General features: G+C 61.8%; 21 protein-coding genes and 4 tRNA genes. All 25 read right to left on the minus strand.

Translation table 11 applies throughout. The annotated features are described in order from the left end of the window. Window positions 1–115 precede the first annotated feature (115 nt). The 25 genes from AC1AY0_RS00620 to AC1AY0_RS00740 all read right to left on the minus strand — a co-directional run bounded on the left by AC1AY0_RS00620 (window position 116) and on the right by AC1AY0_RS00740 (window position 9,264). Complete coding sequence (locus tag AC1AY0_RS00620) at window positions 116–553, minus strand: helix-turn-helix domain-containing protein (RefSeq protein WP_476525523.1); 438 nt, start codon at window positions 551–553, stop codon at window positions 116–118. Next, complete coding sequence (locus tag AC1AY0_RS00625) at window positions 550–897, minus strand: hypothetical protein (RefSeq protein WP_476525525.1); 348 nt, start codon at window positions 895–897, stop codon at window positions 550–552. The genes AC1AY0_RS00620 and AC1AY0_RS00625 overlap by 4 nt, the downstream gene beginning before the upstream one ends. Before the next feature lie 158 nt (window positions 898–1,055). After that, the gene (locus tag AC1AY0_RS00630; RefSeq protein ID WP_476525527.1) at window positions 1,056–1,862 is read right to left on the minus strand and encodes a hypothetical protein; all 807 of its coding nucleotides are present in this window, start codon (window positions 1,860–1,862) and stop codon (window positions 1,056–1,058) included. A 167-nt stretch (window positions 1,863–2,029) separates the two neighbouring features. After that, a complete protein-coding gene (locus AC1AY0_RS00635) occupies window positions 2,030–2,326 on the minus strand; it encodes a hypothetical protein (RefSeq protein WP_476525528.1) in 297 nt (98 codons plus the stop codon). Continuing rightward, complete coding sequence (locus AC1AY0_RS00640; protein WP_476525530.1) at window positions 2,316–3,005, minus strand: hypothetical protein; 690 nt, start codon at window positions 3,003–3,005, stop codon at window positions 2,316–2,318. The genes AC1AY0_RS00635 and AC1AY0_RS00640 overlap by 11 nt, the downstream gene beginning before the upstream one ends. 241 nt (window positions 3,006–3,246) lie before the next feature. Continuing rightward, window positions 3,247–3,732: a hypothetical protein gene (locus AC1AY0_RS00645; protein ID WP_476525532.1), complete on the minus strand. Its 486-nt coding sequence runs from the start codon at window positions 3,730–3,732 to the stop codon at window positions 3,247–3,249. Window positions 3,733–3,736: 4 nt separating this feature from the next. Next, entirely contained in the window at window positions 3,737–4,087 is a 351-nt protein-coding gene (locus AC1AY0_RS00650; RefSeq protein ID WP_476525534.1) for a DUF3310 domain-containing protein, read from the minus strand. Continuing rightward, window positions 4,084–4,371, minus strand: a complete 288-nt coding sequence (locus tag AC1AY0_RS00655) for a hypothetical protein (protein ID WP_476525535.1) — start codon at window positions 4,369–4,371, stop codon at window positions 4,084–4,086. Before AC1AY0_RS00655 ends, AC1AY0_RS00650 begins: the two co-directional genes overlap by 4 nt. Next, window positions 4,368–4,547, minus strand: a complete 180-nt coding sequence (locus AC1AY0_RS00660; RefSeq protein ID WP_476525537.1) for a hypothetical protein — start codon at window positions 4,545–4,547, stop codon at window positions 4,368–4,370. The genes AC1AY0_RS00655 and AC1AY0_RS00660 overlap by 4 nt, the downstream gene beginning before the upstream one ends. After that, on the minus strand, window positions 4,544–5,002 hold the full coding sequence (locus AC1AY0_RS00665) for a hypothetical protein (protein ID WP_476525538.1): 459 nt from the start codon (window positions 5,000–5,002) through the stop codon (window positions 4,544–4,546). The genes AC1AY0_RS00660 and AC1AY0_RS00665 overlap by 4 nt, the downstream gene beginning before the upstream one ends. After that, window positions 4,999–5,412: a hypothetical protein gene (locus AC1AY0_RS00670; RefSeq protein ID WP_476525540.1), complete on the minus strand. Its 414-nt coding sequence runs from the start codon at window positions 5,410–5,412 to the stop codon at window positions 4,999–5,001. The genes AC1AY0_RS00665 and AC1AY0_RS00670 overlap by 4 nt, the downstream gene beginning before the upstream one ends. After that, window positions 5,400–5,597, minus strand: coding sequence for a hypothetical protein (locus AC1AY0_RS00675; protein WP_476525542.1), 198 nt, complete (start codon window positions 5,595–5,597; stop codon window positions 5,400–5,402). The genes AC1AY0_RS00670 and AC1AY0_RS00675 overlap by 13 nt, the downstream gene beginning before the upstream one ends. A gap of 3 nt (window positions 5,598–5,600) precedes the next feature. Continuing rightward, window positions 5,601–5,843 carry a preprotein translocase subunit SecE gene (gene secE / locus AC1AY0_RS00680; protein WP_476525543.1) on the minus strand — a complete coding sequence of 81 codons (243 nt, stop codon included), beginning with the start codon at window positions 5,841–5,843 and terminating at the stop codon, window positions 5,601–5,603. Then, entirely contained in the window at window positions 5,840–6,133 is a 294-nt protein-coding gene (locus AC1AY0_RS00685) for a hypothetical protein (RefSeq protein ID WP_476525545.1), read from the minus strand. Before AC1AY0_RS00685 ends, secE begins: the two co-directional genes overlap by 4 nt. A gap of 25 nt (window positions 6,134–6,158) precedes the next feature. Further along, window positions 6,159–6,234: transfer RNA gene (locus tag AC1AY0_RS00690), tRNA-Thr, on the minus strand. Between the two features lie 93 nt (window positions 6,235–6,327). Continuing rightward, window positions 6,328–6,400: transfer RNA gene (locus tag AC1AY0_RS00695), tRNA-Arg, on the minus strand. A 24-nt stretch (window positions 6,401–6,424) separates the two neighbouring features. After that, window positions 6,425–6,495, minus strand: a tRNA-Gly gene (locus tag AC1AY0_RS00700). Between the two features lie 104 nt (window positions 6,496–6,599). Beyond that, window positions 6,600–6,672: transfer RNA gene (locus AC1AY0_RS00705), tRNA-Arg, on the minus strand. A gap of 165 nt (window positions 6,673–6,837) precedes the next feature. Next, a complete protein-coding gene (locus AC1AY0_RS00710) occupies window positions 6,838–7,410 on the minus strand; it encodes a hypothetical protein (RefSeq protein ID WP_476525931.1) in 573 nt (190 codons plus the stop codon). Next, on the minus strand, window positions 7,410–7,589 hold the full coding sequence (locus AC1AY0_RS00715; RefSeq protein ID WP_476525547.1) for a hypothetical protein: 180 nt from the start codon (window positions 7,587–7,589) through the stop codon (window positions 7,410–7,412). Before AC1AY0_RS00715 ends, AC1AY0_RS00710 begins: the two co-directional genes overlap by 1 nt. Further along, window positions 7,586–8,113, minus strand: a complete 528-nt coding sequence (locus AC1AY0_RS00720) for a hypothetical protein (protein WP_476525549.1) — start codon at window positions 8,111–8,113, stop codon at window positions 7,586–7,588. The genes AC1AY0_RS00715 and AC1AY0_RS00720 overlap by 4 nt, the downstream gene beginning before the upstream one ends. Beyond that, the gene (locus AC1AY0_RS00725; RefSeq protein ID WP_476525550.1) at window positions 8,092–8,430 is read right to left on the minus strand and encodes a hypothetical protein; all 339 of its coding nucleotides are present in this window, start codon (window positions 8,428–8,430) and stop codon (window positions 8,092–8,094) included. The genes AC1AY0_RS00720 and AC1AY0_RS00725 overlap by 22 nt, the downstream gene beginning before the upstream one ends. Beyond that, window positions 8,427–8,855, minus strand: a complete 429-nt coding sequence (locus AC1AY0_RS00730) for an HTH domain-containing protein (RefSeq protein WP_476525551.1) — start codon at window positions 8,853–8,855, stop codon at window positions 8,427–8,429. The genes AC1AY0_RS00725 and AC1AY0_RS00730 overlap by 4 nt, the downstream gene beginning before the upstream one ends. Then, the gene (locus AC1AY0_RS00735) at window positions 8,852–9,082 is read right to left on the minus strand and encodes a hypothetical protein (RefSeq protein ID WP_476525553.1); all 231 of its coding nucleotides are present in this window, start codon (window positions 9,080–9,082) and stop codon (window positions 8,852–8,854) included. The genes AC1AY0_RS00730 and AC1AY0_RS00735 overlap by 4 nt, the downstream gene beginning before the upstream one ends. After that, entirely contained in the window at window positions 9,079–9,264 is a 186-nt protein-coding gene (locus AC1AY0_RS00740) for a hypothetical protein (RefSeq protein ID WP_476525554.1), read from the minus strand. Before AC1AY0_RS00740 ends, AC1AY0_RS00735 begins: the two co-directional genes overlap by 4 nt. Window positions 9,265–9,287: the final 23 nt, after the last annotated feature.

Here is a 9,287-nt window from a genome sequence, read left to right on the forward strand (position 1 = left end):
GATTTCGCGGGAGCCGGGCCCTGCTTCTGCAGGGTGTCTCCGGCTCCGACTTCCAACGCAACCGCGGAAGCGCCGACTGCGTTGATTATAGGCGGCGGCCACTACCTCCACCTCGTCATCGGGCTTCGAGCCGGGCGTTGACGCCGTATTCGTCCTGGGCGTCGTCGATGGCGGCGGTGGCGGCGATGTTCCACAGGATGTGCGGCCAGCCTCGCATGTCGGGCCAGTCCCGCCAGAACGCCTCGTCCGACGTGTAGCCGGTGACGGTGACGTCCGGTTCGCCGCGCACGGCGCTGGAATGCTCGATCAGCCCTCCGATCCGGTCGCACATGAGGTCGGTCTCCTCCTCGATCAGGTCGAGGATCTCGGGCAGGGCGGCTTGCATGTGGTCGGGTATGCCGCGGCTTCCCTCCCAGCTGGCTATCGTGTTCTGTTTCACGGCCGGCCTTGGGGTTCCGTCGGGCATGGGGCTGACGAGCGCGATGCAGCGGCCCAGCTCCTCCTGGCTCAGGCCGAGCCGTCTGCGCCGTGCGGCCAGTTCCAGTGGGGTCATGGCCATTCCTCCTCGTTCATGTCGTCGAACCGTTGCAGTTCGGCCGATTCCTCCTCCCGCAGGAGTCTTGCGAGTCCGGCGGCTCCTTCCCGGTCGAGGATCGCGGCGATGGAGTCGGTCCGGTAGTCGAATCCCTGGAGTTCGTAGGCGGGTTCCGCCCAGTCGGGGAATTGGTCGAACACATGTCGCCAGTTCGCCTCCACGATCGCACCGCCTTTGGCGGTCTGGAACGGGGTCGGGCGTGATGGGATGCCTTGGGGGATGTCGCGCGGGGAGACGGTGAGCTCCTTGATCTGCTTGTCCGCGGCGGCGAGGACGCGTTCGATTTCGATGGTGTCGGTCATGATGGGGTTCCTTTCAAAAGGTGCGGGCTTGGCTTCATACCTTCCCGTATGCGATGGTTTTATCACATTCGGCCGGTGGGGCAAGGATGAGGGACTTCAAGGCCGTGGGGGTGTCCATGCGATATACGCATGGACACCCCCACGATCTCGTTTTCCCGTTATTGTTCCTGTCGCGAGTCCTCGGCGTTCGAATCGTTCCTCTCGTTGACTCCCACGAGCACGGGAGCGGGTTGCACCAGTCGTCCCGCGGCTTCCGCGAGCATGCGGTGGGCTTGCGCGACTGTGTTTGCGGCTTCGTTCTCACGTCGGTCGGCGGCTTCGCAACGGGCTTTGGAATCGGAGTCAAGCCGTTCGGCCTTGGCTTTCGCGGCGTCGAGCACGGCGTCGGCCCTGGCTCGGGCCTCGGCCATCATCTGGTCGGCCTTGCTTCGGCTTTCCTCGACCCGCCTGTCGGCTTCCTGGTCGATGTGCTGCTTGCGTTCCACTGCCTCTGCTATGTCGTTTTCGGCCTTGGTGCGGGCTTCCTCGAGCATGGTCTCCTTGTTCCGGTTCGCCTTGTCGAGGATGTCGGTCGCCTGCTTGCGCGCGGCCTCGAGTATGGTCTTGCGTTCCCCTTTGGCGCTGTTGACCATTTCCTGCATGTTGACGCCGACGCGTTCGTAGGGGTTCTCCGCCGCGTATTTCAGCGTCTTGTTCTCTTCGGTGAGTGCCGCGATCCTTTGGTTGAGTCTTCCGTTCTCGCTTTGGCGCTCGTATATTTCCTTTTTGAGTTGGATCACGCGCTGTTTTTCCAGGTCGAGCTGGGTGCGTAATTGGGATACGAGTTGTTCGACCGTTTCCGTTCGGTATCCTCCGAAGCTGGCTTTGGGCAGGTCGAGCGGCGGGGCCGCCTGTCTTGAGTATTCCTTGAGGGGTTGCAGCAGTTGGGTTTCCTCCCCCTCGTTTCGCGTGTTCGAGTCGGTCACGTTTTCCCTTTCCTTGTTGCGGGTGGAGGCGGGTGGGGAATGTCCCGTCATCGCGCATGGGCGCGGTGACGGTGGCAGTCGGGCATTCCCCGAGGGATTCCCGCCGTCTAAACGGTCCACGTCTCGTTCTCCCGATATTCAGGAGGATTCGCAAGGGTCCTGAGACTTTACTTCCGATGGTCGCGGGTGATGACCACCACCCAGCCGAACAACGGGAACACCCGGTATTCGCCTGACGCGGTCAACGCGTCCGCCAGTTTCACGGCCTCGGGGCGCACACTCGGCTTTTTCGTCTCCTCGTCCCAGCCGACCGGGATCACCGCCTTCTTCAACAGCCCGTAGTGGGCTTTCTTCCACGCCCAGCTGACCAGCGCGCCGAACAGGTTCGCCAACAGGTACAGGAGAAGTATGGCGAGTAGGATGGCGAACGGGGTGACGACCCCGAGCCAATAATCATTCATCATCGTTCCCCGCATCCCGGACCGTCCCATCAGCCGCGAAAGGGCCGACCAGCTCCTTGAGCCGGGCTTTCAACCGGCTGATGGCTTCCTTCGTCTCCGTATGCCGTCGGCCCGCCGCCACGCACTGCTCCATGAGCTTCAATTCCTCGTCCCGATCCTTCACGCCTTTCAACAGCCGGGTGTGCGCGGTCCGGTAGGCTTCCCCGGTCTCAAGCAGACTGATGCGCGCTTCCGTGAGCTCGTGTTCGATGAGCCGGCGTTCCAACGCCCGCCGTTCCACTTCGGTGATCTCCACGTGCTGGCTGGAGGCGATCCGGGCGGCCAATAGTTCGCAGTCCTCGGCGCGGCCGATCATCGTCTCCTCCAAATCACCGATCGCGTCCATGAGGTTCCAGTCCTGCGCCAGATTCTCGTCAGGGTCGGGCGGCTCGAATGGGATGAGGCCCGTCTCCAGTCCGATTTCCTCCAGCAGGCGGTCGAAACGGTTGATCTCCGTGGAGCGCAGGTTCATCAACCGTTGGTAGAGGGTGCGGGACAGGCGGGCGTATTCGCGCAGCAGGGGGATGAGCTGGGCGCGCGCCTGTTCGCCCGTCATAAATCGTTCCGACATGATTTTGTCGAGTTCGCGCAGCGTGCGGGTTTCCGGATCCTCCTGCGGCAGGCCCTCCAGGTCAAGCGTCATGATCTCTCCCCGCACAATGGCCGTTCCCCGTTGATGATGGCGATGGCCTCCGTCTCCGTCCGCTCGTACCGGTAGATACGGATCTGGTTGCGGGTACGATACAGTACGCAGTTTTCATTCTCGCAGGAGAACACCCAGCTGCCGGGAGTGGGTGTCGGCTTCGAACGTCCGAGCATGCGGCTCCCGCAGAACGGGCATGCGCGCAGGCCGGGTATCGGTTTCGGTGTTGTTGTGAACAGTGTCATTTCCTCGCCTCCAATAGTCGTCCGTCCGGCCCGGCCAATCCGACCTTGTTCCCGTCTACGAGGATCACACCTTGAACAAACCGGTTCCCGCCCATCCAACTCGCGTGCGTCCGGTCATCGGGAAGCCCATACGCAGGACAGCCGGAGTCGCATTTCAGGTTCGTGATGCCGAACGTCCGCTCCGTCTGCACGGTGAACGTGACAGTCGAATCACGGATCGTATTGGCATCCACCCACACTTTCACACCGTTGAACATGGAGACGGCACAAGCCAGGATGAGACATACGCCAAGGATTTTCGGAACGATGGTCATGACCTTCCGGAGCGATGAATCCAGCTTTCCCGTAGGAAATTCCTCAATAATCATCATGCCGCCGACCACAGCAAACGCCGATCCGAGTACAAACGACAACAACGCCACGGACAGTATGCCATCCGATGACGGGCCGAGTGATTTCAGCCAATCCGAATAATCAATCATTGTTTCACACCCCTCCGTTCGCAAGCAGATTCCATACCGCGTTTCGACACTCGTCCAAATCACCGGTTTTGAACGCCGTCCAGAACGATTGCTCGACTCCCTCGGTTTGTCGGATGAGCTCGTCCAAGATGAGCATCTGACTGCGGGTGAGGCTCACGGTTTCACGGCGGCGGATCGCATGCAGCAGATACCAGTCGGCCTTCCGTAAATCCTCCACCGGACTGGATTTCGACCGGTATCGCCACACGTATTTGACCGCGTTACCCAAACTGAACGACAGGTCGTCGGCCAGGTCGATGCATTCCAGTCCGGGATGACTGTCCGCGTAATATGCGGGATGGTCCATCGGGCTCATGGCCGGAACCTTTCCCCGTTCTCGGGGGTGAACGCGAGGATGCTTTCCTCACAGTCGTCCAATTCGACGGTGACGTGTCGTCCGTCCAGACAGCGGAGCGCGGCGCCCTCCGGCAGGTTGAACGCCTTCAGGAGCATGGGGAGCCGCAACGGGTTGATATCGTCCACCATGAGGGTCGTATCCTTCACGTCGAAGCCGATGATGATGCGAGGCCGACGGATACCGGGCTCCCAGTACAGGTCCGCGTGATGGATGGTCGCGGGCATGGTGATCGGTCCGGTCACTGTTCCTCCTTCAGGTCGAACTTGGGGCAGCCGGTGCGGTTCACGCCGTCGTGTTCGATGATGCGGTGCAACGCGTGGGACAGGCCTGTGACGTAGCCGTCGTTCCAATCGTCTTTGATGCCATGCTTGTGGGCTTTCACGATTTCCTCGTGGATGATGGTCTGTGGATCGTTCATCTTATTCTCCTGTCCTTGTCGCTGTCCCGTTCGCAGCATTTGAAGATGTGGCCGCATGCGCACTTCCAGCGGAGATACCAGAGGATCATGCCAGTGGGTTCCAATACGCGCGGCGCGCATCCATCGTTCGTCCACGCATCCTTTCTCGCGCAGTCCGGACAGGTGCCATTCGGTTCCGGCTGCCATTCATCCAGCCGGTCGGGTGCACCGGTCGGCTTGTGCCTCAGAGCGTAGTCGAACCGGCTGTACGGCAGGTCAATCAGATAGTCCGCCAACGCGTCCGGAGGGGCGTCGGGGACCCGGCATCGAATGGACTCGACGGAATTCCATTGGCGTTCCGGCGGCAGGCTGCTCGCCTTGTAGTGGTTGCCGGAGACGGCGAACACGATGTCTCCCGAACGCACTTCCTCCACATTCTCGATCCCCCAATACCTGGTTTCGTCCAATCGGATCATGGTTCTCTCTTTCGTTTCCTTGCTTCGTATGCGTCGTGGAGGGCGCATGCGGCGAGTTCGATGTGCGCGGAGGCTCTTTTCAGCATGTTCCGTTCGTCGGGGTTTCCTTCCCGGTATGTGTCGACGGTTCCTCTGTGGATGGCGAGTTCCGCTATGCGTAGGGTGTAGGTCATGGCGGAATAGGGTTTTCCTTTGTATTCGTTTTCGTATCGGCTCATTTGTTTGAGCATGTCGAGGAGCTGCCGCCATGCGGATTCGTAGAGCATGTAGGTGGTGTCGTCCGCGGTGATCTCCAGCACGGGTTCCAGGCCGGTCGGGTTCGTGACGATTTTGAAGGCCAGTTCGCTTTCCCCGTGTTCCCCGTATTCGAATCCGAGTTGGTTTTTGTCTGGCTTTGTCAGAACGGCCATTGGATGAATCCTTCCATGAGGAATATGGGTATGAGGAGGATGAGCAGGGCGAGGCTGGCCTTCATGCATCGTTCGTAGAAGCGGAGCTCGTATCCGTCCCGGCTTCGCAGCGTGAGTATGGCGAACATGAGCGTCATGGAGAGCAGCCATATGATGACGCCCCACGCGATTGGATGGACGTTCATGGTTCAGCCGAACACCAGGAGCGTGATTCTGCCGAATCCCATGTCCATGCCGGTGACGAGCAGCATGAGGATGCCCACGAATGCGAACACTGCGGCGCTCCATCCGGAGAGCTGTCTGGCTGTGGGGGTGACGGTCTTGGCCAGTTCCGAAACGGTTTGCGTGATATAGGTTCCGATGGTTCGGAATGGTTTCGTGGATTGTCTGCTTTTTCCGCTGGTTCGTGTCTTCGCGTGGCGGGCGTTCATTGTTTCTCCTTTTTCCTGTGATTGCCGACCGGGGTGCTGTGGTTCCAGTAGAGGTATCCCGCGAGGCTGTCGATGTCCTCGTCCCTGCATGTGGTGTTCCATAGCCATTCGGCCAGTCCCTGTCGGAGTTGTTCGTAGGTCGTTCTTCTTGGCGGCAGGCCGGTGGGCTGGGTCTGGTTGAGTATGGCGTAGACGGTGCCGAGGCTTACCTGCATGGTTTCCGCGGCCTGTCGTGGGGTGGACCCTTGTTCGAGGAGTCGTCGTATTCGTTCTCTGGCGTCGTCCGTCATGCCGTGCTTTCCTGGTGGTCGTCGGTGGAGCCGCAGGCCGGGTATGATCCGGCGACCTGCCGCTTACGAGGCGGCCGCTCTGCCAGCTGAGCTACTGCGGCGTTCCGATCCTTTTGCGCGCTCATCCCGGATCGGAGGGATGCGCCTATTGTGTTCGGTGGTGCGCTTCGCGGCCGCATGGGTGCGGTCGCGCGTGCCCGTGGCCGGAGTCGGACCGGCTGCACCCGGTTTAGGAGACCGGCGCTCTATCCGTTGAGCTACGCGGGCTTACGGCCTGGGGGCCGTGCCGTGAGCGGCATACGGGTGTCGGACCCGTGTTCCGGGCTTGGGAAGCCCGTATCCTGCCGTTGGATGAATGCCGCGTGCCTTCCCGTTTCGTGTGCGCGGGCCGGAAGGCGTTGCCCGTTTGGTGAACCATCGAACTGTCTTGTCGCACGCTTGCGATGCCGCGGGTGCGGTGTCGCCGTGCCCGCGGCCAGGTTCGAACTGGCGGCTTCCGGTTCCGGGGACCGGCGCTCTTTCCTCTGAGCTACGTGGGCGTTGCCGTGCGTCCGGGTTTCCCGTCGCACGGCCGGATGCTCCTGTTTGCGCGCGTGGCCCGGAGCATGCCACCGTATTGTCTCGGTTGCGCTTCCATACGGCCCGCTGCCGTATGGCGTGGAAGGACGGCAGAGAGATCGCTCTTTCTTGTTCTTCCGGTTGGTTCACCCTTTCGTTCTCCGATAATGGGCGTCCCGCGCGCCGTCGTCACGATCCGTTCCGGTGTGGCGCTGGTGTCGGAGGGTGTCGTCCCGGTTCGGTTCCTCCTTGCGTTCGAGCATGGTCAGGTATGGTTCATTGAATTCCATGAGCCTGGCGATGCCGCCGTATGGGCCGTAGGTCGCTATGGCGGGTTCGACGGGGTGGAGTATGCCGGCGCGTTGCGCTTCGAGGATCGGGTAGGTGTGGTTCGGGTCGGCCCAGAAGCGGCCTGCGGGTGGCGTCGCGCCGTCGAGTTCGAGGGAGACGGCGACGAGATCGCCGTCCGGTTTTTCGAGGATGACACCGGTGCCGCCGTTGGGGTGGTGTCCCACGAGGATGGTCCATCGTTCGAGGCTCCCGCGTTCCCCTCCTCGTGACGGGTCGTTGTGCCATGACTGGCCCCTCGTCCTCAGCAGGTGTCGTCTCATGCCTTCGAACATTCCGGGGCGGATGCGGTGGAGCACCCATTGGTCGATCGTGAACCGTGCGGGTCTTCCGTGGATGAGTATCGGTTCCGCATCCTTCACGGGTCCCATCATCGTTTCGGCCTGATCGCCATGACGATACATGCCGCGAGGAGGGCCAGGACGATGATGCCGGTGATGAGCCATATCCATCCGAGGTCCGGCATGGCCATGCATTCGACGGCGAGGAGCAGGAGGATTCCCAGGCATGCGACGGCGAGGATGATGGCCTTGAGCCTGTTCTCGTTCATGCATCCTCCTCGTCGTTCGCGTCGTTCCAGTATTGGGGTTCGAACCAGTGGCTGAATCTCAGGTCGCCGGTGCCGTTGTCGTATCCGGAGCCGAGCATGGTTTCGTCCTGGCGTGGATCGTAGAGGAGGTCCACGTCGAGGTCGCCGAGCCATTCCTCGAGCCATTCCTCGAGGCTTTCGGGGTCTTCGCCGGCGTCCTGTTCGATGTCGCGGATGGCGGCGCGGATGAGTATCTCCTCGATGACGCTGTGTGCCTGGTGGTCCGCCTGGGGGTTGTTGAGCCGGTCGCGCAGCCGGATGAGGACGCCGAGCATCCTGTAGGCGAAGTCGCGGTCGTAGCGGTCCGCGTACCGGTCGGGGAGGATGTCGAGCAGGGGGCTGTCCATGTCGTCCTGGCCGAGATGCCATCCGCGTGGCTTGCGGGTGAGTCTTCGAATCGTGATGCGCGTGTCGGTCTCGATGCGGGAGAGGGCTCCCATGAACAGTCGTCCCGCGCGGGTGTTCAGTCGGTCCATGTTCTCCATGTGTTCCTTTCGTTCGCGGTCGTGCGGTTTCCGGTCCTGCTCATGGTGTTGGCCGATGCCGGCTGGATTCGGCCGAGCGCGTTGATCTGGATTCTGATTCTCCAGGCGCGTTCCTCGAGGCCGGTGACGGTGCCGTTGAGGATGCGCAGGCCGGCCACGCATTGGGCGAGGGCGAGGTCGCATGCCTTGAGTCGTCCGGTAAGGTCCTCGAGTTCGTATCCCTGGACCGCGAGGTCGATGCTTGGCGATGTCTTGAGTTGGGTGAAGATCCGTTCGAGTCCTTCGACCGGCGCTGCGGTGCTGATGGTGGTGGTCATGGCCTGTCCCTGTTCGTGAGGGCCTGTTCGATGGAGCGTATTCTCTCTTCGAGCCGGTCGATTCTGCGTTCGTTGTCGAGGAGCAGGCCCCATGCGCTGTCCGGTGTGGGGCGTGATCCCTTGAACGCGGTCCTGGGTGTGATCGCGGCTGGGATCCGCGCGTGTTGCGGCTGCGTGCCCGCTGTGGTGTCCGGTCGGTCCTTCCATCGGTTGATGCATCGTTCGATGCGTTTGTGGCCGATGATGGCGGGGTCGAGTCCCGCGGAGCGGAAGATGTCGGCGGGGTGTTCGCCGTTATGGTAGCGGCGGATTGTCTCCTGTTTGAATTCCTCGGTGTAGTAGATGCGGGTCCGGCTCACGCTTCTGACCGCGGGCAGTTGGCCGAGCCAGGCCATCTGCCGTTCGGTGAACGCGTCCCTGCTCATATAGTCTCCGGTTTTCTTATGTCGTCGTACATGGCGTGGAGCCTTGCGACGGCGAGGTCGACCGCGTGGATGATGTGGTCGGCGTCGTCATGGCGCAGTGTCACGTCGATGTAGTCGATTGCCGCGTTTCCCTGGGTGTCGTGGCCGATGTAGGCGACCGGCATGGTCCGGCCTCCCATGCTCACGTTGATGGAGACGTTCCAGTCCTGTTTGTCCACGGCCGTCATCGGTCCCAGTCCTCGATGTCGAGCTGGCGTAGGATCTCCGTGGCCTGCGCGACGGTGACCCTCAGCGTGGCGTGGGCTCCCGTGATGCCGCAGGTGTTCGCGGCTTTGATGATGCGGTCCATCGGCCGGCCGGATTGGCTGGCCAGCTGTGCGATGGTTACCGGTTTCCTTCTCGCTCCCATAGCGTTTCCTCTTTTCCGGGGAG

The organism is Bifidobacterium sp. LH_416, from assembly GCF_056357055.1.